This window comes from Aeribacillus sp. FSL K6-1121 (genome assembly GCF_038003725.1).
Taxonomy (GTDB): domain Bacteria; phylum Bacillota; class Bacilli; order Bacillales; family Aeribacillaceae; genus Aeribacillus; species Aeribacillus composti.
The window spans coordinates 2,820,001-2,845,363 of the sequence record NZ_JBBOPS010000001.1; the positions used below are offsets into that span (position 1 = coordinate 2,820,001).

The following is a 25,363-nucleotide window of genomic DNA, read 5'->3' on the forward strand; positions in this document are numbered from 1 at the left end:
GATTTGCCTGCTTGCCAGCCTAACTGCTTGGACGCGCACATCCAGCCGCGCGCTTGCCCTATCCTCCTGCGTCCCCCCATTGCTCAAACGGTGAGGAGGTGGTACAGGAATATCAACCTGTTGTCCATCACCTACGCCTTTCGGCCTCGGCTTAGGTCCCGACTAACCCTGAGCGGACGAGCCTTCCTCAGGAAACCTTAGGCTTTCGGCGGAGGGGATTCTCACCCCTCTTTCGCTACTCATACCGGCATTCTCACTTCTAAGCGCTCCACCGGTCCTTCCGGTCCGGCTTCGATGCCCTTAGAACGCTCTCCTACCGCTGACACCAACGGTGTCAACCCGCAGCTTCGGTGATACGTTTAGCCCCGGTACATTTTCGGCGCAGAGCCACTCGACCAGTGAGCTATTACGCACTCTTTAAATGGTGGCTGCTTCTAAGCCAACATCCTGGTTGTCTAAGCAGCTCCACATCCTTTTCCACTTAACGTATACTTTGGGACCTTAGCTGGCGGTCTGGGCTGTTTCCCTTTTGACCACGGATCTTATCACTCGCAGTCTGACTCCCAAGGATAAGTCATTGGCATTCGGAGTTTGACTGAATTCGGTAACCCGATGGGGGCCCCTCGTCCAATCAGTGCTCTACCTCCAAGACTCTTCCCTTGAGGCTAGCCCTAAAGCTATTTCGGAGAGAACCAGCTATCTCCAAGTTCGATTGGCATTTCACCCCTACCCACACCTCATCCCCGCACTTTTCAACGTGCGTGGGTTCGGGCCTCCAGCAAGTGTTACCTTGCCTTCACCCTGGACATGGGTAGATCACCTGGTTTCGGGTCTGCGACCTCGTACTATTTCGCCCTCTTCAGACTCGCTTTCGCTGCGGCTCCGCCTTTCGGCTTAACCTTGCACGAAATCGCAACTCGCCGGTTCATTCTACAAAAGGCACGCCATCACCCGTTAATGGGCTCTGACTACTTGTAGGCACACGGTTTCAGGTTCTCTTTCACTCCCCTCCCGGGGTGCTTTTCACCTTTCCCTCACGGTACTGGTTCACTATCGGTCACTAGGGAGTATTTAGCCTTGGGAGATGGTCCTCCCTGCTTCCGACGGGATTTCACGTGTCCCGCCGTACTCAGGATCCACTCGGGAGGGAACGGAGTTTCGACTACAGGGTTGTTACCTTCTCTGACGGGCCTTTCCAGACCTCTTCGTCTACCCCGTTCCTTTGTCACTCCTTAATCGAGTGTCCTACAACCCCAAGAGGCACGCCTCTTGGTTTGGGCTGTTCCCGTTTCGCTCGCCGCTACTCAGGGAATCGCTGTTGCTTTCTCTTCCTCCGGGTACTTAGATGTTTCAGTTCCCCGGGTTGCCCTCCATACCCTATGGATTCAGGTATGGATACTGCCCCATTACGGGCAGTGGGTTCCCCCATTCGGACATCTCCGGATCGACGCTTACTTACAGCTCCCCGAAGCATTTCGGTGTTTGTCCCGTCCTTCATCGGCTCCTAGTGCCAAGGCATCCACCGTGCGCCCTTTCTAACTTAACCGTTTCTTCCTAACATGAGCGATCTATTCGTGAATGTCTTTCCGTTATCCAGTTTTCAAAGAACAATCAAGAAGGATATGATCCTTCAAAACTAAACAAAACGGAAAAGCGCACCCTATTTCAATGTATATATCCTTAGAAAGGAGGTGATCCAGCCGCACCTTCCGATACGGCTACCTTGTTACGACTTCACCCCAATCATTTGTCCCACCTTCGGCGGCTGGCTCCCGTAAGGGTTACCCCACCGACTTCGGGTGTTACAAACTCTCGTGGTGTGACGGGCGGTGTGTACAAGACCCGGGAACGTATTCACCGCGGCATGCTGATCCGCGATTACTAGCGATTCCGGCTTCATGCAGGCGAGTTGCAGCCTGCAATCCGAACTGAGAGTGGTTTTTTGGGATTCGCTCCACCTCGCGGTTTCGCTGCCCTTTGTACCACCCATTGTAGCACGTGTGTAGCCCAGGTCATAAGGGGCATGATGATTTGACGTCATCCCCACCTTCCTCCGACTTTTAGCCGGCAGTCACCTTAGAGTGCCCAACTGAATGCTGGCAACTAAGGTCAAGGGTTGCGCTCGTTGCGGGACTTAACCCAACATCTCACGACACGAGCTGACGACAACCATGCACCACCTGTCACCCTGTCCCCGAAAGGGGAACGCCCTATCTCTAGGGTTGTCAGGGGATGTCAAGACCTGGTAAGGTTCTTCGCGTTGCTTCGAATTAAACCACATGCTCCACCGCTTGTGCGGGTCCCCGTCAATTCCTTTGAGTTTCAGCCTTGCGGCCGTACTCCCCAGGCGGAGTGCTTAATGCGTTTGCTGCAGCACTAAAGGGTGGATACCCTCTAACACTTAGCACTCATCGTTTACGGCGTGGACTACCAGGGTATCTAATCCTGTTCGCTCCCCACGCTTTCGCGCCTCAGCGTCAGTTACAGGCCAGAGAGCCGCCTTCGCCACTGGTGTTCCTCCACATCTCTACGCATTTCACCGCTACACGTGGAATTCCGCTCCCCTCTCCTGCACTCAAGTTCCCCAGTTTCCAATGGCCGCTCGCGGTTGAGCCGCGAGATTTCACATCAGACTTAAGGAACCGCCTGCGCGCGCTTTACGCCCAATAATTCCGGACAACGCTTGCCACCTACGTATTACCGCGGCTGCTGGCACGTAGTTAGCCGTGGCTTCCTCGTCAGGTACCGTCAAGGTACCGCCCTGTTCGAACGGTACTTGTTCTTCCCTGACAACAGAGCTTTACGATCCGAAGACCTTCTTCGCTCACGCGGCGTTGCTCCGTCAGACTTTCGTCCATTGCGGAAGATTCCCTACTGCTGCCTCCCGTAGGAGTCTGGGCCGTGTCTCAGTCCCAGTGTGGCCGGTCACCCTCTCAGGTCGGCTACGCATCGTCGCCTTGGTGAGCCGTTACCTCACCAACTAGCTAATGCGCCGCGGGCCCATCCTGCAGTGACAGCTAAAAGCCGCCTTTCAACCGAAAACCATGCGGTTTTCGGTGTTATCCGGTATTAGCTCCGGTTTCCCGAAGTTATCCCAGTCTGCAGGGCAGGTTGCCCACGTGTTACTCACCCGTCCGCCGCTAACCTAAAGGAGCAAGCTCCCTTCGGTCCGCTCGACTTGCATGTATTAGGCACGCCGCCAGCGTTCGTCCTGAGCCAGGATCAAACTCTCCAAAAAAAGTTTGTCACCAAATGCTCTTGTCAGAATCAACAGGCACGCTTTTCGTTTTGTTCAGTTTTCAAGGATCATTTTGGAGCGGGTGATGGGAATCGAACCCACGACATCAGCTTGGAAGGCTGAGGTTTTACCACTAAACTACACCCGCGCGAAAATATTTGTTTTTCTATTTAGATGATAAACACGCATTTTCCATGCCTCTTCCTCTTCCAGCATTGTTCGAGGATGTAAATGCGTCGAGGCAACTCGCAGATTATTCATTGAAGTGTCGCTCGTGGCTGAGGTTTTACCACTAAACTACACCCGCATATCTTAATTTATTCATGCAATTTTGCTTTTAAGCCTATATTGATCAAAATCGGGAAGACAGGATTCGAACCTGCGACCCCATGGTCCCAAACCATGTGCTCTACCAAGCTGAGCTACTTCCCGTATATGGCGCGCCCGAGAGGAGTCGAACCCCTAACCTTTTGATCCGTAGTCAAACGCTCTATCCAATTGAGCTACGGGCGCATTCCACAGGTTTTTTATTGTAACTCACTTAAAATATGATGTCAATACTTTTTTTGGTGCGGTAGAGAGGACTCGAACCTCCACGGGGTCGCCCCCACTAGGCCCTCAACCTAGCGCGTCTGCCATTCCGCCACTACCGCGAATATGCGGGTGGAGGGACTTGAACCCCCACGCCGTAAGGCGCTAGATCCTAAGTCTAGTGCGTCTGCCAATTCCGCCACACCCGCATTAAATGGTGAGCCATGGAGGATTCGAACCTCCGACCCTCTGATTAAAAGTCAGATGCTCTACCGACTGAGCTAATGGCTCATAAAAAGTAATTTCTTCTAATCTGTTTTAAAGTCGGTCAGATGTCCCTTCCTCTTCCAGCTTTCTCAAGGTGCTGGATGCGTCGGGACAACTCGCTGCTTATTCAACGAAGCCTTGCTCGTTGCTCTACCGACTGAGCTAATGGCTCTTATTATTTTTATAATAAGTGGCTGGGCTAGCTGGATTCGAACCAGCGCATCACGGAGTCAAAGTCCGTTGCCTTACCGCTTGGCTATAGCCCATCAAAAAGTCACAAAATTTATTGTAACATTTTTTGAACGCTATGTAAAGACTTTTTGGTTTGGATTTTTTAAAGTTAGAAATAGGAAGTTTTTCAACTTCCTATTTCAGCGAATATGAATGACCCGTACGGGATTCGAACCCGTGTTACCGCCGTGAAAGGGCGGTGTCTTAACCACTTGACCAACGGGCCATTTTTCATGGCGGAGAAGGAGGGATTTGAACCCTCGCGCCGCTTACACGACCTACTCCCTTAGCAGGGGAGCCCCTTCAGCCACTTGGGTACTTCTCCAAATTGGCTCCGCAGGCAGGATTCGAACCTGCGACCGTTCGGTTAACAGCCGAATGCTCTACCACTGAGCTACTGCGGAATGAAGAAAAAAATTGACGACTGTAACCATTGTAATGAGCATTTATAATTTTGTCAACAGTTCGTTATATATTGTTTTTCGCTGCCATCCAATTAGCGACGGCTTTTATACTTTATCATATCTTTCTCCTTTTCGTCAACCATTATTTTTATAAAATTGAATTTTTCCTCCGCACTTTCCGCATAAATATCGTTCTGGGTTCATTTTTCTACGGCGAATAAAAGTGCTCATACATGATAGGCATTTATAAATATAAATAATATTATTTTTATTTTTTTCTCTTAATGGTGTGCAAAATCTAGGTGCACCTACTTTTTTTAAAAGCATTTTAAAGTCAGAGTCCCGATGCCGAAAACCTTTTCCTTCGATATGAAGATGGTAGTGGCAAAGTTCATGCTTAATAATCCCTATTAATTCGTCCATTCCGTATTGTTCATAATATTTTTTATTCACTTCAATATCATGGTTGTTTAATAAATATCTTCCGCCTGTTGTTCGAAGACGGTGATTAAAATACGCTTTGTGAACAAATTTTTTCCCAAAAAAGGATAGTGAAATTTGCTCCACAAGTTTTTGAAGCTGGTCATCATTCAATGTACTGCACCTACTTTAAAAACATGTTGAACAGGACAACAACTTAACGCATACAATAAATATTACTACATCTAATCGGACTCACATATTTTATTTTAGCATATGCTTTTTTTCTTGACCATAAAATGGCAAGCCAAAAAGAACAATACATCCAAGGAGGTATTAACCAATGCCGAATTGGCTTATAAATCAAATGAAGAAAGCATATTATGAAAAAAACGTTTATCAAATCAAGTTATTAAATCAATGCTGGTATTTCTATAGAAAAAAGCATTGCTCATAATTCAACAGCTCTCAAAGAACAGACTAACTTTTTTCAAAATTTTTTGGTTGATAGATCGTTGTTTGCTTCCATCAGCATGCAATATAAGGTTGATAAAAAATCAGCTGTCGACTTTGCCGACAGCCGTGATTTCTGTTGTTATTTATTTAACCATTGTTAAAGCGACTCTTCCTTTATCAACATCAACTTTTTCCACCCAGACTGTCACGATGTCCCCAACCGAAACAACGTCCAAAGGATGCTTTACATATTGTTTGCTTAATTTTGAAATGTGCACAAGTCCATCCTGTTTAACGCCGATATCAACAAATACACCAAAGTCTACTACGTTTCGAACCGTTCCTTGCAGCTCCATTCCTTCTTTCAAGTCTTCAAGCTGCAGCACATCTTTTTTCAAAAGAGGTTTTGGAACTTCATCACGAGGATCGCGCTCCGGTCTCATTAAAGCATCGCATATATCCTTCAATGTATATTCGCCAATATGCAAGGCTTTTGAAGTTTCTTGAATATTCAGCGATCTGATTTTATCTTTCAACAGTTCTGTACCGATATCATCGACTGTCAATGAAAGGCTTGACAGCAGTTTTCTAGCGTCTTCATAGCTTTCAGGATGAATGCTCGTCCTGTCAAGCGGATCGTCGCCGTCCAATATTCTTAAAAAGCCGATACATTGCTCATACGTTTTCTCCCCAAGCCGTGGGATGGATTTTAAATCGTTGCGATTCACAAATTTTCCAATTTCTTCTCTTCGTTTCACAATATTATGAGCCACTGTTTTTGATAATCCAGATACGTATTGCAACAGAGACGGCGAAGCAGTATTTACGTTGACACCGACTTGGTTGACAACTGTTTCCACAACAAACGTTAAAGAGTCATGCAATTTCTTTTGGGATACATCATGCTGGTATTGACCAACACCGATTGATTTAGGATCAATTTTCACCAATTCAGCAAGCGGATCTTGAAGCCTTCTAGCAATGGATACTGCGCTGCGTTCTTCGACTTCAAGATCTGGGAACTCTTCCCGGGCTAAATCAGAAGCTGAATAAACACTTGCTCCCGCCTCGTTAACAATTAAATAATAAATATCTTCTTTTAATTCTTTTATTACATCTGCAACAAATTGTTCTGTTTCTCTTGAAGCTGTTCCATTGCCGATAGCGATTACTTCAATTTGGAAGCGTTGAATAATATCGATCAGCTTTTGTTTTGATTTTTCTATTTCATTTTTTGGCGGATGAGGATAAATCACATCAATATAAAGAACTTTTCCAGTTTCATCGACTGCCGCAAGCTTGCATCCTGTACGGTAAGCCGGGTCGATTCCTAAAACGATCGTTCCTTTTAATGGAGGTTGAAGGAGCAGTTTTCTTAAATTTTCGGAAAAAACACGAATGGCCTGATCCTCAGCTTTTTCAGTCAATTCTTTTCTAATCTCCCGCTCAATCGAAGGCTGTATGAGCCGTCTATACGCATCCTCCAACGTTTCAATTAAAATATCAGCAGCAATTGTCCTTTGATCCGAAACAATTTTTTTCTTCAAATAGGCTACTATTTGTTCTGTCGGCGGCTCGATTGCCACCCTTAAAATCCCTTCCTTCTCCCCTCTGTTTAACGCCAAAACACGATGGGGAACGATTTTTTTGATCGGTTCTTCATATTGGTAATACATTTCGAATACTTTTTTCTCATCTTTTTCTTCGTCTTTACACGTTGAGACGACCATACCTTCTTTCAACGTTTGCTCCCTTATCCATTGCCGATAATTCGGATCGTCTGAAATCCATTCTGCAATAATATCTTTTGCACCAGAGAGAGCATCTTCAACCGTATGGATTTCTTTCTCTTCATTGATGTATTTTTCGGCTTCTTCTTCAATCGATCCCGCTAGCGGCAAGGAATATATCCATTTGGCTAAAGGCTCAAGCCCTCTTTCTTTTGCAATCGTTGCTTTCGTTCTTCTTTTTTGCCGGTATGGCCGATACAAGTCTTCAACTTGCTGCAATTTTTCAGCCGCCAGTATTTCATTTCGCAAAGATTCTGTTAGTTTTCCTTGTTCCTCAATTAACCGAATAACTTCTTCTTTTCTTTTTTCAAGGTTTTGTATGTATTGCCAGCGCTCACTAATGTTTCGTATTTCCACTTCATTTAAAGCGCCTGTTTGTTCTTTTCTGTACCGCGCAATAAAAGGAACGGTGTTGCCGTCTTCAAGCAATGCAATGACATTTTGAATTTGTTTGGTGGATATTGATAATTCGCTGCTTAACATTTGAAAAATTTTCTCATTATTTAACATTCTTTAGCCTCCACTACTATTTCCATCTACATAAACATTTTATCAAAAATTTTTTCAACATAAAAAGACAACCGTTATCCATCCGATTGTCCCAACAATTAAAAAAGCTGTCCGATTATATAAGTTAAATCATCTGTCCGATCGGAAAGAAATTTATTGAAGCCTTTCGCAATCTCGTGAATAGAAGAATGATCTTTTAACGCCGTTTTAATGTTTGAAGCATAAAGGCCATCAGTGTGAATAATAAATTTTGACCCTTTTTCATATGAAAAAGTGCGGATGCGATATTTCTTCATTTTACCAGGTAAATATCCAGCGGTTGGAATTGGATAAATGTATTCCCCAGAAGGCAAATATAAGATGAAACGAACGTTTCCTACCGAGCCGTATGTAATAGTTTTGTCTACGAAATCCACTTTTAATATTCCGACTGTCGCGCCTCTTTTACCTTTTAATTTCTTATGGCACTGTTTAAAAATCTCATGTACAGTTTCCTGCTGGTATTGCTTCACCGTTTGGCATATGATTTCAGATGATTCACGCGCAGCTTGTCCACTTCCCAACCCATCTGCGACAACACAAACAAATCTATGCTCGTCCGTACAGGTGAAAAAACTGTCTCCACAATAAGCACTGCCTACTTTTCCAACCTGACATGTCAAAAATTGAATATGTTCAGTTTCTTGATATTGAATCATTGCCCTATCTCCATTGGATCAGCGTGAACAGCTTTTTTTAATTTTTTTAATGCTTGGCGCAATAGTCTGGAAACATGCATTTGGGAGATACCTAAAATTTCACCTATTTCTTTTTGACTGCGGTTATGATAAAAAGAATGTAGAATAATTTCTTTTTCTCTCTCAGTTAAAACGTGCATAATGTTTTCAATAGTCAGTTTTTGAAGAATGCGTTCAAAGCCCTCGTCTTTTTGTCCGACAAGATCTAAAATGGTGACCGCGGTTCCATCCGGTCCAGCTTCTATTGAGTGATCAACAGAAAGCGTATGATAGTTTTTGACCATTTCCATAGCTTCCAAAACTTCTTCCTCAGCTGCTCCTAAATATTCTGCTATTTCCTTGACCTTCGGAGAGCGCTCCAGCTGACTCGTCAACTGCTCCACCGCTGCATTTATTTTTGGTCCAAGTTCTTTCATTCTGCGGGGCACATGGACGCTCCACGTTTTATCCCGAAGATAGCGTTTGATTTCTCCAATAATCGTTGGAACAACAAACGCATCAAATGATTTCCCAACTGTTGGGTCGAAGCGATCAATCGCTCCCAATAAACCGATCATCCCGACCTGTACCAAATCCTCCTGATACATTTTCGAACTTGAGTACTTTTTTGCCAGTGCAACAACAATTGGCTGATAAAGTTCAATAATTTGTTCTTGTGCTTTTTCATCTTTATTTTCCTGAACTTGACGAATGAGTTCATGGATTTCGTTATTGCTTCGTTTTTGACCATGAGGTTTGTTCATTTCTCATTCGCTCCTCATTTAAAAGCTTGGACATCTTGACAGTTACTCCTGAGTTCATATCGATTGTCACTTCATCCATGAGCGTTTTAATTAGAAACAAACCTAAACCGCCCTCGCTCAATTTTTCAATCGGCATGGAAGGAGAATAAGGCCCGGTGTTTTCTTTCATTTTTGATAAATCGAAATTTTTTCCATCGTCTGAAACAGTGATCTCTAATCGATTTTCAAACAAGCTGAAGCCGATTCTCACTTCACCGTTTTCATTATGACCGTAGGCATGCTGCACCGCATTTGTACACGCTTCACTGACGGCAATCTTTAAATCTTCAATGTCATCATATGTGTACCCCATTCTATTGGCGATACCGGATAGAGTCAATCTGACAATCCCTATATACTCAGTTTTCGCAGGTATTTTCATTTCAATGTAATCAATACATTTATCCATTAATCCTCACCTTTTCTTGAAATCTCGATGATGCTGTCCAAACCGGTAATATGAAATAAGCGCTCCAGCCGCGGCGACAAATTTGTCAATTTCAGCTTTCCGCCTTGTTTTCTGACCGTTTTCAACAATCCGACAAAAACTCCTAATCCGGTTGAGTCCATATATTCAACATCTTTTAGGTTGACTTCAATAAAAGGTTCGCTTTCCTCAGAAATGGGCGCAAGTTTATTTTTTAGCGCTGGCGCAGTATAGGCATCAATCTCTCCTTTTAGATGCACATACGAAACCTTTTTTTCCCTTTTAATATCAATTTCAAGATTCATTCTGATCCCCCTCATAAAAGACAAAATCATCCATTCACTTATACCCTTTTTCGAAGCCGTTTAAACATTTTTTTTCATAATGATTAAGGTGAAATCATCCCGCAATTGAAAACCTTGCATTTTCTCAAAATCTTTATAAATATTTTCTACTATTTGCTGAGCAGGCAAATGTAAATGAGCTCGGATGGCGCTCGTCACTGCAGCTCTATCAATAAATCCTTCCTTCGTTCTTGTTTCAGTTACTCCATCTGACAAAAGAATAATCATATCGTTTTGGAAAAGATTTAATTCATATTGCTCATATTTCACTTGCCGGTCAACACCTAAAACAAGCCCTTTTGATTGAAGGTCATAAAAGCGATCCTCACTGGCGCAATAATAAAAGCCCGGTTCATGTCCTGCAGATGCATATGTAATCTTATTCGTCCGAAAATCGTACTTACCAAAAAACATGGTAATAAACATATTGACATCGATGTTTTGTTCAACAACTCTATTTAAATTTTCTAATATGTAGCTCGGATTTTGCCTTGATTCCAGGAGGCTGTCCATCGCATATTTAATCATTGATATACACAATGCTGCAGGTATGCCTTTGCCTATGACATCCGCAATCGCAACGCTCATTGTGTTTTCATGTTCTGCAAACTGGTAATAATCTCCGTTCATAATTTTGGCAGGAACGCTGATGACCCCTATGTCCAATTCTTCGACTTTTGGAATATTCGTTTGCAGCAGTGCCTGCTGTACGTTTGCTGCAATTTCAATTTCGGATTTCAGCTCAAGCTGCCGGCCCCTCAAAAATTGATGTTCTTGATAAGCCAGACCATAACCAACCATTACCTCCAATAAAAAGTCAAAGGAATCTAAAATCTTTTTTGGTATGTCTGGAAATAATTCTTTTAAAACTTTTAAATGGATGTTGATGATTTCCTCAGGCGGTATTTTATGTTCAATTGCTTTCCAACTGAAGCGCTGCCCTTCATATAAAGCTTGTTCGGTCAGTTCTTGAATGTAATTTGCTAACATCTCTTTATATTTCATTTGAATATCATCATCAAACGCCATAAAATCCTCCTAACGAAGCCATTTCACCACTTGTACAACGGTCCCTTCGCCTGTCTTTGAGTCGATATAAAATTCGTCCATTAAGCGCTTAACACCAGGCAATCCAGCCCCAAGTCCTCCTGACGTCGTAAATCCATCCTCCATTGCCTTGCGAATATCAGGAATTCCCGGTCCATGATCAGAGGCGGTAATTTTAATTCCTTTTTTTTCTTTTTCTTCAATTTTGTCGATGTAAATTTTCCCACCATTTGCATAATGATAAATGTTCCTTGCTAATTCTGATATTGCGGTGGTAATCCGGGCTTGGTCCACTGCGCCAAATCCAAGTTCTTTCGCAGCATGACGACCCAATTGGCGGGCAGCCACAATATCCCATTCGTTCATAATCATTACACAGGATTGGCCATCCATTCTAATCCTCCAGCTCCTTAAGCAATTCCAGCCCTTTTTCCAAGTCAAGCGCAGTATGAATATCTTCCAGTTCAATGCCTAATTCGATCAGCGTAATAGCCACTGCAGGCTGAATACCTGTCAATACGACCGTCGCCCCCATTAACTTAGACATGTTGACACAGTCCCCTAAAATCTTGGCGATAAATGAATCAATGACATCAACCGAAGTTAAATCAATGACAACACCTGTTGCTCCTGTTTCATGAATTTTCTTTAATAAATCTTCCTGAAATTGCATCGCTGTTTTGTCGTCCAGCTCCCACTGTATTGAAATTAATAGATTATTATACAGTTTTAAAATAGGTATTTTTGACGTTTTCATCATCTGCGTTCACCCATTGAAACAATTTTTCGATTGGTCATTTCAAGCGCAGCTTCGATGCCTTTTTGAAGGGTATTTTTCGTCGTAATTTGACTTAAATCAATGCCTAGATTCACTATCGTTTGCGCAATTTCAGGGCGAATGCCGACAAGCAAGCTTTTTGCTCCTACAAGACGAACTGCTTCTGCAGCTTGTATAATGTGATGGGCTACCATCGTATCCACAACAGGCACACCGGTTATATCAATCAGCACCACTTCAGAACGATATTTAACGACCCCTTTTAATAAATTTTCCATAATTCTTTTGGCACGGTCCGTATCAATCGTTCCAATCAATGGCATAACAGTGATGCTATCAAAAACCGGAATCAACGGCGCAGACAATTCTTGCAGAGCCATTTTTTGGAGATTAATGGTTCTTTCATATGAAGAGGTATATTGCAGAAATACTTCCCGATTAACCGGTGAGGTAACTTTCTCTATCTCCGATAATAATTCAAGCGGATCACCCGGTATTTGTTTCTCAAGCAATTTAGCAAATAATATTTTTTCAAAAGTATGTAAGCATTGAGCAATTTTGTCCATTGGCCAGTCAAGCTGGACAATCCGTTTTGAAAATTCATGAATTTTTCTGGAAAATTCATCTTCTTTGTTTTTGCTCCATTCGATGAGAATATTCACATATTCTGCAGCAATTGCTTGATCAATTTGATCAGACTCAGCGGAAATTGATTGGGCATCAGCCTTGTTGAAGCGATCAATCCAATCCTTCATAATCTCGTCTCGATGCATTCGGATAAATTCAACTATTTCAGAAATTTTCAGTGACATGTTGCATGTCTCCTTTCAAAAACTTTGCCTTTTCAACTTTTATAGAAAAATAAAAAAAATTATAGATATGTTCCCATTTTTATCATTTTTCTTCCACAATATCTGCTAATGCTGTCGCATGCATTGCTTACAGCTATTTTATAAAGGGAATGCGGCAAATCTTCCTTTCGCTTCTCGACTATGGAAGATGCTGTTTTTAAATGCTTCGTCGTTTAAAAAAGCGAATGCAGCTTGTCAGCACGTCTGTTCATTTTTGCGCAAAAATCAAAAATACCACAGTTTCGCAACTGTGGACATTTTTTCAATCTTATTTATCTTAAACATTCTACCTGCAGGCAGTCCTTTTGAAAAGATCGTTGAAATATACGTAAAAAATATTAGAAATCGATCAGGCCTAAACTGATTTGTAAGGCATCGTCCACTTTATCCATCATTTCATCATCAAGATGGGTAATTTTATCCGTTAACCGTTGTTTATCAATCGTTCTAATCTGCTCAAGCAAAATGACCGAATCCCGTTCAAATCCATATTTTTTCGCATCAATTTCAACATGAGTCGGCAATTTTGCTTTTTGAATTTGTGCTGTAATAGCGGCTACGATCACCGTTGGACTAAAACGATTCCCTATATCATTTTGGATAATTAAAACTGGACGAACGCCGCCTTGCTCTGAACCAACTACAGGGGATAAATCAGCAAAATAAACGTCGCCGCGTTTAACAATCAAAAGATTACCCCCCGCTAACTAAGCGTTCAACGGTGTGTTCAGCCTCATACTCTGCCAGAAAAGCCTCCGATGCAATATTTAGATTGATCTTCGCCATTTCCATATAACCGCGTCTCATTGACTCGCGAATTTGGCGTTTTTTACGCTCTCTCAAATACATTTTCATTGCTTGATAAATAAATTCACTTCTGTTTCCGTTTTCCTGTTTCACGATTCCATCTAATTCAGAAACAAGTGCTTGTGGCAATCGAACAATAATTTCCGTTGTTGAGCTGGATTCAGACACCAAAATACACCTCCACCGTTCCTACAAAGCCGAAATCATTTTATTCCAATATTAATATTAACATTTATATTCGTTGAAGCAAAGCCATTTTTTAAATAATTTCTTCAATATTATCGGCATTGAGATGAATATTTTATTCAAGTTTCTTCATTTTTCAGTAAGCAGAGGATTTCTTACGTTTGTTTTGCCTCCATTTCTTATATAGATCCGAGGAACCCGCCAATTGATCATGCATGGAATTTCATAATTAATCGTTTCCAGCCGTTTGGCCACTTCATCAACTGAAATCATGTCATTGCCTTGTGAACCGATAAGTGTCACTTTTGTCCCGACAGGTTTTTTTTCCGGAAGCTTAATCATCAGTTGATCCATGCAAATGCGCCCGATAATAGGAACGCGCCTTCCATCGACAAGAACTTCCGAACCAGTCAATTTTCGAATCCATCCATCAGCATAACCGATTGGAACCGTACCAATCCATTCCTCCTCTTTCGCTGCGTATGTTGCTCCGTAACTTACTTTTTCCCCTTTTTTTATTTTTTTAATATGAACAATCTTTGAGTGTAAAGAAAAGGCTTCATATAACGGAAAAGGCAGCGTGCTCTTGATAAATTCCGATGGCGCCAAACCATACATGGAAATGCCAAAGCGAACCGCATTAAAAGTTTTTGTTGGAAAGCGAAGAGTCGCAGCACTGTTTGCACAATGAATAATCAAACCGTCTGTATCCACGATTTGCAATAATTCCAGGAAACGTTCATATTGCTGTTCAAAATATGCTGTATCGTGTTCGTCTGCTGTGGCAAAATGAGTGAATATACCTTCTAATCGAAATAACTGCTGTCCCTTTATGAGCGAAATGGCTTGTTCGAGTTCTTTTTTATCTCTTATTCCGATCCGTCCCATACCTGTGTCTAATTTCAAGTGGATGTTGACTGATGTTTTCCCTAAATATTTTCCAGAACTTTCCAGCCATTCAGCTGAATAGGCAGTCACACTTATCCCATTTTCTCCTGCAACTGTAACATCTTCTGGTCTTACCGCTCCTAAAACGAGGATAGGGGCCTTTATTCCTGCTTGTCTCAATTTCAATGCTTCATCTAGAAAAGCGACTGCTAATTTAGCAGCACCTGCTGACAATGCTGCTTGGGCAACTTCCACATCTCCATGACCATAAGCATTAGCTTTCACAACAGCAATAATTTCAGTTTCATTCGGCAAATGTTCCTTTAATCCATGAATGTTCGCTTCAATATGATCTAAATTAATTTCTGCCCATGTATCTCGGAAATAGTTCTGCATCTTAATTTCATCTCCAACGATATCGTTTTGTTTATTTTATATCACTGTTTCTTTTTAAACAATAGTACATAAAAAAGGCGGCAGAAGATCGTTTCTTTTGCCGCTCAATTTTACTACTTCCCTGATTGGCTTTGTACAGAACGAGCAACTGCAATCATTTCTTCTTGTGTCAGTTCGTTTGAAGCGAGCATATAATCCACACCATTATATGTCCATGTTAAAGAATTGTCGGTCAGCGCTCCAACTGCAAACCCTAAGTCGACCAGCTCTCCGCTGACAAATTCTGAAGAGGTAACTGGTGAAACTTCCGCAAGCTCCTCAATAAGAGTAAATGATTTTTCGCCTCCGTAAGTTAATACTACTCGTTTTCCGCTATCTGTATTCAGCTCTTTTTCTTGGACGAGATCGACACCTTCCGGCAAGTCTTCCTTAAGCGGATAAAGAACAGCAAATTGTTTGTTCGCTGATTGAGCCAAAACAGGAATATCCACTTGGGCATTGGACATCGTTTTTTCTATTTCAAAGGCATTTTTATCAAATTTTGGATTCGATTCAAAATTGGAAAATTCAACAGAAACGAGCGCATTCCGATCAACATCCATCACTTTCACATATGAAGGTGTCAAATTTTTCTTATGAAATGCAATTTTTTGGTATGGGAGCATTTGATTGTTTTGATAATTGGTTTTTGTTTCAAATACATAGTTCTTTTCCCCGACTTCGAATTTCGCTTCTTTATCCTTCAATATATCTTGGACAAGCGATTCAAACAGGTAAGCTTGACTCGAATTTTGCGGCCAATTGCTTTGGAAACGGAAGCTTTTGTTCAAAGCAGGAGTCAGAACAAATACCCCATCATCATTTCTTAAAATAATCTGGCTTTGATCCCTGTCATCATTTTTTAATAGCACTCGATAATAATGGGGCTTTTTGTGCCAAATTTCCACTTCATACACATGCGGCTCTTCCGCTGTTTTGATCGTCATTTTGGCGTTCACCTTATAGCCTTTTAATTCTTCAATTTTTTTGTTCAATGCACTTGAAACGTCTTCTTTTGATTTTACGCCACATGCAGATATTAATCCCACAAAAAGCAGACAGACAATCACGAGCTTTACGCCTCTCGTCAAATTTTTCAACCCCTTTGCCTCAATTAGCGTCACTAGGAAGTTTTGAAGAGTCAGTGAACAATTTCTGACTTGTCTCCCCTACCGCATTACAACTATATGAGGCAAGGTCAGCAAATATGCAGACTAGCTTGACAGGCTTTCAATGATTACTTGTGCAGCAGCAAAATTTTTTGAATGAGTGATTGTCACAAACACCCGGTCTGATGTAATATTTTGCACAATGATCGGTTTCCCTTTTTCATCATGTAAAATTTCAATATCTAAAAAGCCCACTGTCTTTCCGATTCCTGTCCCTAATGCTTTGCTAAATGCTTCTTTAGCGGCAAATCTGCCTGCCAAAAACTCCAATTGTCTTGAATCCCGCAATTTATTAAAGATTTCCTTTTCGCGAAACGATAAGATTCTGTCAATAATGTTGGATCTCCGCTCCATAATATCTTTCATCCTGTCCATTTCAACGATATCAAGTCCAATCCCAACGATCACACCATCACATCCCTTTAATTTTCTACTGTACTATTTATAAATTGAAAATCATACAAATGATTATAGAATACTTGTCCTGTTGAAAAGGAGAATTCACATGTTTCGCAGAACAGAAAGCCTTCACACTTTTATTCGCCTTTATCCTGCTGTCACGATCATAAGCTGCATACATGTTGTGTTATGGATTATGATGAAACTTTCTTTCCCAATTTTTACGCTTCTATTTTCTTTTTTAACCGGATACAATGCAGGGGTTCATTCAGGGGAATGGTGGCGGCTCATTACACCAATTTTTTTGCATACTAGCTTTTCCCATCTTTTGTTTAATACAATCACACTTATTATTTTTGCCCCGCCGCTGGAACGAATGGTAAAGTCAATTTATTTTCTGGTCATTTACAGTGCATCAGGCATTATAGCCAACATTGCAACCTATTTGATCATGCCAATGGATTATTCTCATGCAGGAGCTTCAGGGGCGATTTTTGGCATTTTGGGCACGTACATGTTCATCTGTTTTTTCCGAAAGGAATATATGGATCAAAAAAACTCTCAAATGATCTTAACGGTTACAGCCATAGCTCTCGTACTGTCCTTTATTGATGCCCATATCAATGTAGTTGCACATGTAACAGGACTTCTGGCTGGATTTTTGCTAGGTAAAGTGTTTGTCCGCAAAAAACCAAGCTTCATTCATTATACGTATTATCATCAACCGGTTCGGCAGGAAGGAATGAAATTATTTTTCAAAAAATGGTCGATATGGATTTTTGTTTTCGTTTTTATACTTGCGGCTATTTTATATGTGTTGTAAAAATTTAAATCACTCCCATCCACATGAGAGATGGGAGCTTCTAAACTTGTCCTTCACTTCTTCTTGAAAACCATTTATAAATTCCCATTCCGTCCTTTTCCTCGAGGTTTTTAACAGCAAAAAAGCTTCCAGTAGACTTGGAAATAATACTGCACTGAACAGAAGTCAGATCTTTTTGTCTCTGAAAATAGGATTGTTTCAATTCCAATGATTGAATCCGCTTTTTTTCGAAAAAGACGGTTGTCTTATTCAACACGCGGAAAGACAGCGTCAATTCTTTTCCATTTAAATACCAACCTGTATCTTTATATTGAAAATATCCGAGCACCAGTGCAAAAGGAATGAGAATAAGTGATAAGTAGCCCCATGGTTTAAAAAACAAGCATAAAGGGACGGCTATGAGAAGTGATAAAATCAGCATACGGAGCAAAAATCTGGACAGCGCACGCCGCGGAACCGGGTGCAGTGTCTCGTTTATCGTCAAATGAAAAAAGCTTTCAACCTTTTCTTTAACTTGTTTCTTCCGAATTAACGGAAACAAAATGGTCTCGACATCCTTGTCACTTCCGCCTCCCGCCGATTCAATATGTACAGTTGCATATCCAAAAGGCTGGCGCAGCCAATTTTCTGTTACTTTAATTGCTTGAATACGATCTATTGGTATAGAAATCTGTTTTTTTTCAAAAATGCCACTTGAAATAATAATCTGTCCGGCTTCTTCTCGAACTGTAAAATCTCCGTACTGGAGTAAAACCCCGATAAAGCTTATAATCCACGCAATGATCAAACCAATCAAACATAAGATGACAATCATCGTCACACTTGCATGGACAATCCATTCCAGCTTGTCAAATATTTTTTCGTACGGAATAATTTCATCAAATTGGCTTAAAAAGGCTACGATTGACAGAGCAACCCCTAAGCCGCTTGAAGTTGCTGCAGTAATAAGCAGTTCGTTAAAGCTTATTTTGTAAAGAACCCTTCCTTCTTCCAGTTTGTCTTGCTCTGCTTCTCCTTGTGCTATTTGTCTTTTTTGCTCCTTGATGATTGTCCGAATCTGTTCTGCCTCTTCTTTCCGTATGGCGCTAAGTTCAACCTCTGCTTCGCCCATGCCGCCCGCTGTTTCGATTTCAAGCTTCACTACACCGAAGAGGCGCTGGATGAAACCGGCGGTTACATTTATGGATTGAATTCTTTCAATCGGTATATATCGATTTTTTTTTAAAAAAACGCCCTGCTCAACACGAAATTCATTTTCTTCAATGCGATAAGTAAATTTCAACCAATTTAACACACTGGAAATGATCGTGAGTATAAGTGCTAGAATCGTTCCGATCAATAAAAACGACCGGATGTTTCCTATGTTTGTGACAAACAAGAAAATATTCGTTACTATAATTTCTTTAATCGCCTTCGCAATTTTCACTAAAACAGCTACGGGATGCAATCTTTTCTGATCATACATCATCCTTCGCCTCCCGTGCCAATTTCGAGATATAATCGCGAAGCTGATCCGCTTCTTCCATTTCCAGGGCAGGAATCTCGTGAACCGTTGCTGCAGTGGAAATAGTTACAGTCGCCAAGTTATATTTTCTTAAAATCGGTCCTTGTGAGGTATCTACATGCTGAACTCTCACCATTGGAACAAGCACACGGGTAACTGTAAACAATCCATGCTGCAAATCCAGTTCATTCTCATGAACTTCATATCGCCATATTTTCAACCGAATATTTGGAAAAATGAAAATGGAACAAATAGAAGACACCAACCAAATAATTGCCAATATAGGAATAATCCATTTCGGCCAGTTGAAAAAAAATATCAATAAGGATATGCCTATGATCACCAGCAACTCAACGATGCTCCAAATAGCCGCAGTGATCTTCCATACAGTAACAGCTTTAGGACTAATGCGATTTTGTGGTTCGCGCCGCAAGTTTTTCCCTCCCTTGTCTCCTTCTGTAAAAAATTACGTTTCATTTAGGCAAAAAGTTTCAAATATATAAAAAGGAGGCAGCTCCAAGTTTTGGAATGCCTCTTTTTCCATGTCTGATTATTCTTTTTCATTCCAATTATTTTGGGCTAGCCGATCCTTTTGTCGATCTTGCTGAATGAAAGGAGCGTTTCCGTCCAACCCGTTTGTTTTTTAAATCAAGCTTTCGTTTATTTCTGCTTTTTTCTTTCTTCATAGGGAGAGGAGGTTCCTCCGTCAATTTTACAGGTGTCGTATCCGGCTCCTTCGTTAACATTTTAATAGCTGCTGCAAGCAATGGGACGGAATCATATTTTTCCAATAGCTCCGCAGCAAAATTTTTATACTGATCTAAATTTTCAGTTTCCACTACAGAGCAAATTTTTTCGACCGTCATTTTTTGTTTTCCTACTAGTGCTTCATCTAAAGTAGGAGGACGCATTCGATCCATTTTTCTTTTTGTTGTATGCTCAATGGTTTCCAAAATACCGCGTTCCCTTGCGGTTATAAACGTCATCGCTTTTCCTGACTTCCCAGCCCGTCCTGTTCTTCCAATTCTATGCACATAGCTTTCAGGGTCTTGAGGTACATCAAAATTATATATATGGGTGATACCAGATATATCAAGCCCTCTGGCTGCTACGTCTGTTGCAACAAGTACATCAATGGCTCCATTTTTAAATTTGTTCAAAACAGATAAGCGTTTCGCTTGGCTTAAATCGCCATGAATTCCTTCTGCTGAATAGCCGCGGACATTTAATGCTTCAGAAAGTTCGTCCACTCGGCGCTTTGTCCTGCCAAACACAATCGCAAGCTCCGGTGATTGCAGATCAAGAAGTCTTGTCAAAACGTCAAATTTTTGTTTTTCAGGCACTTCTAAATAATATTGCTGCACATTTGGAACCGTTACTTCTTTCGCTTTTACACGGACATGAGTCGGATTTTTCATAAAGCGTTCTGCAATTGATTTAATTGGACCAGGCATTGTCGCAGAAAATAGAAGGGTTTGACGCTCCCTAGGAATATTTGAAAGAATGTGCTCAATATCATCAATAAACCCCATGTTGAGCATTTCATCCGCTTCATCTAAAACGACAGTGTGCACAGAATCAAGCCGCAGCGTATTGCGCCGTATGTGATCCAATAACCTTCCAGGTGTTCCAACAATGATGTGGGGAGGCTTCTTCAAAGCCCGAATCTGCCTGGAAATGTCCTGGCCTCCGTAAATCGGCAATACTCTTGTCCGTTTATCATAGCCGATTTTATATAACTCTTCTGATACTTGTATAGCAAGTTCCCGTGTTGGGGCTATCACGATCGCTTGAACAGCTGAATCATGAACATTAATTTTTTCTACTAAAGGGATGCCAAAAGCTGCTGTTTTTCCTGTCCCTGTTTGCGCTTGTCCAATGATGTCTTTATTGTTCAAGCCTAAAGGGATCGCCTGCATTTGAATGGGAGTCGCTTCTTCAAAGCCCATTCTTTTTATTGATTTTAACAGCTCCGGACTCAACCCGAACTGGTGAAACAAATTTGTCAATTTTTCCAAACTCCTTTAAGACTTTTATTAAGCGCTGCTGGATAAAAAGGCTCTTGTGCGTATTTTCTAGAAACTGTAAGCTTATCATAGTCGTGAGAATAGTGTAAACTCCGATTTTTGCTGGAAAGTACGCATAGGGATTTTTATCCATTCACCGCAGGTGTTATCATACCATTTCCATCAATCTATTTCAACTTACCGCACTATAGCTAAAAAAGCATAAAAACAAAAGCACAAGCAAAATGATGTTTTATTTTATTCTTCCATTAATGCATGAACAACATCTTCCAGCTTCATTCCTCTGGACGCTTTCACTAACACAAGATCTTTTGAGCCTGCAGCTTTCTTTAATTCATGAATTAGTTCATCTTTGTCAAAAAACACATGAATTTTTCTTTCATCTATAACTTTCTTTGCACCAACGGCAATTTCTTTTCCGAGTTTTCCAAATGTAAAGAGGTGATCAATTTCTTGATCAGACAGCATCATTCCTACTTCTTGATGAAGTTCAACTTCTCTTTCGCCAAGCTCCAGCATATCCCCTAAGACAAGAATTTTTTGCGAATATCCTTTTAGACCATGGACTAAATCAATGGCTGCTTTCATCGCTGTAGGATTCGCGTTATATGCATCATTTATGATGGACATACCGTTCTTCGTTTGAATCAATTCAAGTCTCATGTTTGTTATTTTCAAATCGCGAAGCCCTTTTTCAATACGATTCAGTCCGATCTTTAGGAGTTCTCCAACAGCGATCGCTGCCAATGCGTTTAAAACATTGTGACGGCCTAAAACAGGGATAAAAAAAGGCTGTTCAGCTATATTGGCGCGAAACCGTGTTCCTTCACCCAACAGCTCCATTGATGTCGGAAAAAGATTATTGTTTTTATTTTCTCCAAACGTTACGGTTTGACATGAATAGTCTTTTTTTAACAAAGGCTCATCACCATGATAAATGAGCGTTCCATTCTCTTTTAAACCCTTTATAATTTCAAGCTTTGCTTCCGCAATCCCTTCACGAGAGCCTAAATCTTGTAAATGAGCATCGCCGATATTGGTAATGACGGCTATATCAGGACGTGCAATTGATGATAATAATTCAATTTCTCCCTTAGCGTTCATGCCCATTTCTAAAACGGCCACCTCTGTATCTTCAGGCATATCTAATATTGTTAAAGGCAGACCGATATGGTTGTTGAAATTCCCTTTCGTTTTATGCACGCGATACCGAGTGCCCACAACCGATGCGATCATATCTTTTGTCGTTGTTTTGCCATTAGAGCCTGTAATCCCTACTACTTTTGGGTTTACTGCCAACAAATAGTGAGAAGCAATCTGCTGCAATGCTGACAAGGTGTCGTCGACAATGATCAATGGTTTGTCTTGCGGCGGATTCGGGACTGATCTAGACCATAAGGAGGCATGAGCACCATTTTCGAACGCTTTCTCGACAAAGTCATGTCCATTAAACTTTTCGCCAATAATGGGTACAAATAAGTTTCCTTTACGGACATTCCGCGAATCAGTCGTTACTCCTTCGATTGTAATCTTCTCAAATTCCTCTTTTAATTCTGCGTTGTTTGCCATCTGCTTAATTGCTGATAATTGCCGTTTTATCATGCTTTTTTGTTCTCCTTTCAAAAGGCGGCTTACACAGCCGCCCTAAGAACGATCTTTAAATAGTATACTTGATTCTCTGTTTTAGTTCATATCGCTCGATTCCAAGCTGAACCAATTTTTCAATCAACGCCGGATAATCGATGCCGCTGTGCTTCCATAAAAGAGGGAACATGCTAAACGGCGTAAATCCAGGCATTGTGTTCACTTCATTGATCAACGGTGTTCCGTCTTTTCTCAAGAAAAAGTCTGCCCGAACAAGTCCAGAACCATCGATAGCTTTAAATGCTTTCAGCGCCATTTTCTTGATTTGTTCATATTGCTCTTCCGTTATGTCAGCTGGAATAATGAGCTCCGTATCTCCGTCTTCATATTTCGCTTTATAATCGTAAAACTCTTTTTTCGGAGCAATTTCCCCAACAACAGAACAGATCGGTTCGTCATTTCCAATTACTCCGATTTCAACTTCCCTTCCATCAATACTTTCTTCAATAATCAGCTTCCGATCATACAGAAACGCTTCTTCAATAGATTGAATGAGCGATTGCCGATCTTTTGCCTTGCTGATACCTACGCTTGAGCCGAGGTTGGCTGGCTTTACAAAGCAAGGATACCCGAGCTGCTCCTCGACTTTTTGAAAAACCTTCTCTTTATCTTTTTCCCAGTCTTTGTTCGTAAACCAAACGTACTTTGCCTGAGCAAGTCCTGCTTGGGCAAATAAATTTTTCATAATGATTTTATCCATTCCTGCTGCTGAAGCCAAAACTCCATTCCCAACATAAGGTATATTCAGCAATTCCAGCATTCCTTGTATCGTTCCATCTTCACCATTCGGTCCATGCAATAGCGGAAATACGACATGGACTGGATCAGCGCTTCCTGGAGCGTTAAATAGCTCTTGACTGAAAGGTACCGGCAAATGTTCACCTTTTTCTCCAGCTTCGGAATTTCCCGCTAGAAACTTCAAGTCTTCTACTCTTTCAACTGGACCGTTCAATTGCTTTCCTTTTACCCATTGCCCTTGCTCCGTAATGTAAATTGGATATATGTCAAATTTATTTTTATCGAGAGCGTTTATTACTGCCCGAGCTGTTTGTAATGATACTTGATGCTCGGCAGATTTGCCCCCATATACAAGCGCCAGTTTGATTGCCATTTATTTTTTCCTCCCGTTTTGAAAAAAATCATCTGTTTTATTTTATCATTATATAGGTTGTTTTTGTTATCATTGCCGAACAATTTATTTGCGGGAGAAAAAAATTCACTTCTTCTTTACCATGAATTAAAATAAATACGAAGGAAGGAGGGGTTATCCAATGAAGCCAATAGAGACAGCAGAACAGTTTGAACAAGTGATTCAGAGCAATCAAGAAACCATCATCAAGTTTTTTGCCGATTGGTGCCCTGATTGCAAAAGAATGGACATGTTTATCGGCGACATTTTAGAAGAATACGGTCAATATGAATGGTATGAGATCAATAAAGATCAATTCCCCGACCTAGCTGAAAAATATCAAGTAATGGGAATTCCAAGCATTTTAATTTTTAAAAACAACGAAAAAATCGCTCATCTGCACAGCGCATACGCAAAAACACCTGAGGAAGTGAAAGAATTTTTAGGCTCGCATCTTAAATAAAGAAAAAGCCGCTGGGGGTGTCTAATAAGTCGTTTTTACGGCTTATAGACGCCCCCATGAATGTTTTAGAAACGTTGATATATCGGTGTTTATGATTTTTTGTTTTCAATGGCGATTTGATTTTCTAAGACAGCCCTTTCATAAAAAGCACGAATCTAAAAAAACTGGACTTCGGATGTTTTTTCATCCAGTCCAGCCTCATTCTTTTCCTATCAAAATATTTCTATTCCTTTTTTAAATCCTCTAAAACCGTCAATAAATCTCTTAATTGGCTGATTTCATAGTCTGGAGTGACTTCTCCGCTAAGCTCCAACTGCTTTCGATTAATCCAAACAGACCGGATATTTGTCCGTGATGCCCCAAGTATGTCAGTACTCAGTTTGTCTCCAACCATTACCACTTCATTGCTTTGAACACCCATTAAGTTTAGTGCGTGTTCAAAAATTGACGGATCAGGCTTACCTTTGCCGAACTCACCTGAAATGACAATATGCTCAAAATACGATGAGAGAGCAGAAACACTAGCAATCTTTTCTTTTTGCAGGCTTGGATCCCCGTTTGTTAAAAGAAGCAAACGATAGTTTTGTTTCAGCTGTTCTAATACTTCAAATGTATCTTCATATACGAGCGGTCTTTTGCGCCGTTCTGCATGAAAAAGCTCAGCCAGCTTTTCCCCGAATTCAGCATCATCTATACCGACCGCCTTCAAACCGTTCGTCCAAGCATCTTTTCTGTAAACAGGCGCCAATTGATTAAGCTTCCCAAACTGTTCGTGCACGATTTCGCTAAAATTCGCCCAAAGGCCTTCAAACGGATTGATGCCAATCATTTTTGTAAATGGATATGTTTCATAAGATTCATACAATTTTCTCGCTTCTTGACGAACCGCTTCCTCAAGCTGTTTTGAATCAACCCCGTATTGTTCTTCGGCTGTGGTACAAACATATTGGAATGTGTCGCTGACGCTTTTTTCATCCCAAAGAAGTGTATCATCTAAGTCAAAAAAAACAGCTTTAATCAATCATCTATCTCCTCTCCATATTCTGTTCCATTCTTACCTAAAAACAATTTTTTGA

At 41.2% G+C, this 25,363-nt stretch carries 23 protein-coding genes, 10 tRNA genes, 2 rRNA genes and 1 pseudogene (1 of these 36 cut by a window edge); 3 read left to right on the forward strand and 33 right to left on the reverse strand.

Translation table 11 applies throughout. The features are described from left to right. The 13 genes from NSQ61_RS13665 to NSQ61_RS13725 form a co-directional block, all read right to left on the reverse strand. A 23S ribosomal RNA gene (locus tag NSQ61_RS13665) occupies positions 1-1,546 on the reverse strand; it reaches 1,386 nt to the left of the window's first position. A gap of 138 nt (positions 1,547-1,684) precedes the next feature. Then, positions 1,685-3,238 (reverse strand): 16S ribosomal RNA (locus tag NSQ61_RS13670). Together the 16S and 23S rRNA genes with 10 tRNA genes alongside form the textbook arrangement of a ribosomal RNA operon. Before the next feature lie 74 nt (positions 3,239-3,312). After that, positions 3,313-3,386 (reverse strand) — tRNA-Gly (locus tag NSQ61_RS13675). Positions 3,387-3,596: 210 nt separating this feature from the next. Further along, positions 3,597-3,670: transfer RNA gene (locus NSQ61_RS13680), tRNA-Pro, on the reverse strand. Between the two features lie 4 nt (positions 3,671-3,674). Further along, positions 3,675-3,751 (reverse strand) — tRNA-Arg (locus NSQ61_RS13685). Between the two features lie 54 nt (positions 3,752-3,805). Further along, positions 3,806-3,891 (reverse strand) — tRNA-Leu (locus NSQ61_RS13690). Between the two features lie 5 nt (positions 3,892-3,896). Next, positions 3,897-3,978, reverse strand: a tRNA-Leu gene (locus NSQ61_RS13695). Between the two features lie 6 nt (positions 3,979-3,984). Next, positions 3,985-4,060: transfer RNA gene (locus NSQ61_RS13700), tRNA-Lys, on the reverse strand. Between the two features lie 167 nt (positions 4,061-4,227). After that, positions 4,228-4,302 (reverse strand) — tRNA-Gln (locus tag NSQ61_RS13705). 119 nt (positions 4,303-4,421) lie between these two features. Continuing rightward, a tRNA-Glu gene (locus NSQ61_RS13710) sits at positions 4,422-4,493 on the reverse strand. An 8-nt stretch (positions 4,494-4,501) separates the two neighbouring features. Further along, a tRNA-Ser gene (locus tag NSQ61_RS13715) sits at positions 4,502-4,592 on the reverse strand. 4 nt (positions 4,593-4,596) lie between these two features. Beyond that, positions 4,597-4,671 (reverse strand) — tRNA-Asn (locus NSQ61_RS13720). 135 nt (positions 4,672-4,806) lie between these two features. Beyond that, positions 4,807-5,265, reverse strand: coding sequence for a SprT family protein (locus NSQ61_RS13725; RefSeq protein WP_340807338.1), 459 nt, complete (start codon positions 5,263-5,265; stop codon positions 4,807-4,809). Positions 5,266-5,434: 169 nt separating this feature from the next. Here NSQ61_RS13725 and cmpA point away from each other — a divergent pair, with 169 nt between their 5' ends. After that, positions 5,435-5,548, forward strand: coding sequence for a cortex morphogenetic protein CmpA (gene cmpA, locus NSQ61_RS13730; RefSeq protein WP_094245000.1), 114 nt, complete (start codon positions 5,435-5,437; stop codon positions 5,546-5,548). 142 nt (positions 5,549-5,690) lie between these two features. On the opposite strand, the gene NSQ61_RS13735 is transcribed toward cmpA, so the two are convergent. From NSQ61_RS13735 to acpS, 14 genes are all read right to left on the reverse strand, one after another. Further along, positions 5,691-7,847 carry a Tex family protein gene (locus NSQ61_RS13735; protein WP_063388238.1) on the reverse strand — a complete coding sequence of 719 codons (2,157 nt, stop codon included), beginning with the start codon at positions 7,845-7,847 and terminating at the stop codon, positions 5,691-5,693. 98 nt (positions 7,848-7,945) lie between these two features. Then, a complete protein-coding gene (locus NSQ61_RS13740; protein WP_063388237.1) occupies positions 7,946-8,545 on the reverse strand; it encodes a PP2C family serine/threonine-protein phosphatase in 600 nt (199 codons plus the stop codon). Continuing rightward, positions 8,542-9,327, reverse strand: coding sequence for an RNA polymerase sigma factor SigB (gene sigB / locus NSQ61_RS13745; RefSeq protein ID WP_063388236.1), 786 nt, complete (start codon positions 9,325-9,327; stop codon positions 8,542-8,544). Before sigB ends, NSQ61_RS13740 begins: the two co-directional genes overlap by 4 nt. Then, positions 9,293-9,775 carry an anti-sigma B factor RsbW gene (gene rsbW / locus NSQ61_RS13750; protein WP_063388235.1) on the reverse strand — a complete coding sequence of 161 codons (483 nt, stop codon included), beginning with the start codon at positions 9,773-9,775 and terminating at the stop codon, positions 9,293-9,295. The genes sigB and rsbW overlap by 35 nt, the downstream gene beginning before the upstream one ends. After that, positions 9,775-10,098: an anti-sigma factor antagonist gene (locus NSQ61_RS13755; RefSeq protein WP_063388234.1), complete on the reverse strand. Its 324-nt coding sequence runs from the start codon at positions 10,096-10,098 to the stop codon at positions 9,775-9,777. Before NSQ61_RS13755 ends, rsbW begins: the two co-directional genes overlap by 1 nt. Before the next feature lie 60 nt (positions 10,099-10,158). Continuing rightward, positions 10,159-11,166, reverse strand: coding sequence for a PP2C family protein-serine/threonine phosphatase (locus tag NSQ61_RS13760; protein ID WP_340807341.1), 1,008 nt, complete (start codon positions 11,164-11,166; stop codon positions 10,159-10,161). Between the two features lie 9 nt (positions 11,167-11,175). Continuing rightward, positions 11,176-11,577, reverse strand: a complete 402-nt coding sequence (locus NSQ61_RS13765) for an anti-sigma regulatory factor (protein ID WP_063388232.1) — start codon at positions 11,575-11,577, stop codon at positions 11,176-11,178. Position 11,578: 1 nt separating this feature from the next. Then, entirely contained in the window at positions 11,579-11,941 is a 363-nt protein-coding gene (locus NSQ61_RS13770) for an STAS domain-containing protein (protein ID WP_063388242.1), read from the reverse strand. Beyond that, a complete protein-coding gene (locus tag NSQ61_RS13775; RefSeq protein WP_130158217.1) occupies positions 11,941-12,774 on the reverse strand; it encodes an STAS domain-containing protein in 834 nt (277 codons plus the stop codon). The genes NSQ61_RS13770 and NSQ61_RS13775 overlap by 1 nt, the downstream gene beginning before the upstream one ends. A 377-nt stretch (positions 12,775-13,151) precedes the next feature. Continuing rightward, positions 13,152-13,502 carry a type II toxin-antitoxin system endoribonuclease NdoA gene (gene ndoA, locus NSQ61_RS13780; protein WP_063388230.1) on the reverse strand — a complete coding sequence of 117 codons (351 nt, stop codon included), beginning with the start codon at positions 13,500-13,502 and terminating at the stop codon, positions 13,152-13,154. A 4-nt stretch (positions 13,503-13,506) separates the two neighbouring features. Then, positions 13,507-13,788, reverse strand: coding sequence for a CopG family ribbon-helix-helix protein (locus NSQ61_RS13785; RefSeq protein ID WP_063388229.1), 282 nt, complete (start codon positions 13,786-13,788; stop codon positions 13,507-13,509). A gap of 147 nt (positions 13,789-13,935) precedes the next feature. Beyond that, positions 13,936-15,090: an alanine racemase gene (gene alr / locus NSQ61_RS13790; protein ID WP_063388228.1), complete on the reverse strand. Its 1,155-nt coding sequence runs from the start codon at positions 15,088-15,090 to the stop codon at positions 13,936-13,938. A gap of 113 nt (positions 15,091-15,203) precedes the next feature. Beyond that, entirely contained in the window at positions 15,204-16,220 is a 1,017-nt protein-coding gene (locus NSQ61_RS13795) for a LolA family protein (protein ID WP_094244993.1), read from the reverse strand. Between the two features lie 123 nt (positions 16,221-16,343). Next, positions 16,344-16,706 (reverse strand): holo-ACP synthase, encoded by a 363-nt coding sequence (acpS, locus tag NSQ61_RS13800; RefSeq protein WP_063388226.1) that lies wholly within the window; start codon positions 16,704-16,706, stop codon positions 16,344-16,346. Positions 16,707-16,803: 97 nt separating this feature from the next. On the opposite strand from acpS, the pseudogene NSQ61_RS13805 reads away from it, so the two are divergent. Next, positions 16,804-17,388: pseudogene (locus NSQ61_RS13805) on the forward strand (rhomboid family intramembrane serine protease); the annotation flags it as partial. A gap of 172 nt (positions 17,389-17,560) precedes the next feature. Here the strand turns inward: NSQ61_RS13805 and NSQ61_RS13810 are convergent. From NSQ61_RS13810 to NSQ61_RS13830, 5 genes are all read right to left on the reverse strand, one after another. Further along, a complete protein-coding gene (locus NSQ61_RS13810) occupies positions 17,561-18,988 on the reverse strand; it encodes a PH domain-containing protein (RefSeq protein WP_066247079.1) in 1,428 nt (475 codons plus the stop codon). Continuing rightward, the gene (locus NSQ61_RS13815) at positions 18,978-19,457 is read right to left on the reverse strand and encodes a PH domain-containing protein (protein WP_063388223.1); all 480 of its coding nucleotides are present in this window, start codon (positions 19,455-19,457) and stop codon (positions 18,978-18,980) included. The genes NSQ61_RS13810 and NSQ61_RS13815 overlap by 11 nt, the downstream gene beginning before the upstream one ends. A gap of 136 nt (positions 19,458-19,593) precedes the next feature. Then, positions 19,594-20,973, reverse strand: coding sequence for a DEAD/DEAH box helicase (locus NSQ61_RS13820; RefSeq protein WP_063388241.1), 1,380 nt, complete (start codon positions 20,971-20,973; stop codon positions 19,594-19,596). Between the two features lie 315 nt (positions 20,974-21,288). After that, a complete protein-coding gene (locus tag NSQ61_RS13825) occupies positions 21,289-22,653 on the reverse strand; it encodes a UDP-N-acetylmuramoyl-tripeptide--D-alanyl-D-alanine ligase (RefSeq protein ID WP_144596847.1) in 1,365 nt (454 codons plus the stop codon). A 55-nt stretch (positions 22,654-22,708) separates the two neighbouring features. After that, entirely contained in the window at positions 22,709-23,806 is a 1,098-nt protein-coding gene (locus NSQ61_RS13830; RefSeq protein WP_066247084.1) for a D-alanine--D-alanine ligase, read from the reverse strand. Between the two features lie 160 nt (positions 23,807-23,966). On the opposite strand from NSQ61_RS13830, the gene NSQ61_RS13835 reads away from it, so the two are divergent. Further along, on the forward strand, positions 23,967-24,287 hold the full coding sequence (locus tag NSQ61_RS13835) for a thioredoxin family protein (RefSeq protein ID WP_063388220.1): 321 nt from the start codon (positions 23,967-23,969) through the stop codon (positions 24,285-24,287). Between the two features lie 223 nt (positions 24,288-24,510). Here the strand turns inward: NSQ61_RS13835 and NSQ61_RS13840 are convergent, their stop codons facing one another. After that, positions 24,511-25,305, reverse strand: coding sequence for an HAD family hydrolase (locus NSQ61_RS13840; protein WP_066247187.1), 795 nt, complete (start codon positions 25,303-25,305; stop codon positions 24,511-24,513). Between the last annotated feature and the right edge of the window lie 58 nt (positions 25,306-25,363).

Bases quoted from the DNA above. Each gene is read 5' to 3' on its own strand.
- cmpA (WP_094245000.1), top strand. From the start codon at position 5,435: ATGCCGAATTGGCTTATAAATCAAATGAAGAAAGCATATTATGAAAAA.
- NSQ61_RS13735 (WP_063388238.1), bottom strand. From the start codon at position 7,847: ATGTTAAATAATGAGAAAATTTTTCAAATGTTAAGCAGCGAATTATCA.
- NSQ61_RS13740 (WP_063388237.1), bottom strand. From the start codon at position 8,545: ATGATTCAATATCAAGAAACTGAACATATTCAATTTTTGACATGTCAG.
- sigB (WP_063388236.1), bottom strand. From the start codon at position 9,327: ATGAACAAACCTCATGGTCAAAAACGAAGCAATAACGAAATCCATGAA.
- rsbW (WP_063388235.1), bottom strand. From the start codon at position 9,775: ATGGATAAATGTATTGATTACATTGAAATGAAAATACCTGCGAAAACT.
- NSQ61_RS13755 (WP_063388234.1), bottom strand. From the start codon at position 10,098: ATGAATCTTGAAATTGATATTAAAAGGGAAAAAAAGGTTTCGTATGTG.
- NSQ61_RS13760 (WP_340807341.1), bottom strand. From the start codon at position 11,166: ATGGCGTTTGATGATGATATTCAAATGAAATATAAAGAGATGTTAGCA.
- NSQ61_RS13765 (WP_063388232.1), bottom strand. From the start codon at position 11,577: ATGGATGGCCAATCCTGTGTAATGATTATGAACGAATGGGATATTGTG.
- NSQ61_RS13770 (WP_063388242.1), bottom strand. From the start codon at position 11,941: ATGAAAACGTCAAAAATACCTATTTTAAAACTGTATAATAATCTATTA.
- NSQ61_RS13775 (WP_130158217.1), bottom strand. From the start codon at position 12,774: ATGTCACTGAAAATTTCTGAAATAGTTGAATTTATCCGAATGCATCGA.
- alr (WP_063388228.1), bottom strand. From the start codon at position 15,090: ATGCAGAACTATTTCCGAGATACATGGGCAGAAATTAATTTAGATCAT.
- NSQ61_RS13810 (WP_066247079.1), bottom strand. From the start codon at position 18,988: ATGATGTATGATCAGAAAAGATTGCATCCCGTAGCTGTTTTAGTGAAA.
- NSQ61_RS13820 (WP_063388241.1), bottom strand. From the start codon at position 20,973: ATGGGCTTTGAAGAAGCGACTCCCATTCAAATGCAGGCGATCCCTTTA.
- NSQ61_RS13825 (WP_144596847.1), bottom strand. From the start codon at position 22,653: ATGATAAAACGGCAATTATCAGCAATTAAGCAGATGGCAAACAACGCA.
- NSQ61_RS13830 (WP_066247084.1), bottom strand. From the start codon at position 23,806: ATGGCAATCAAACTGGCGCTTGTATATGGGGGCAAATCTGCCGAGCAT.
- NSQ61_RS13835 (WP_063388220.1), top strand. From the start codon at position 23,967: ATGAAGCCAATAGAGACAGCAGAACAGTTTGAACAAGTGATTCAGAGC.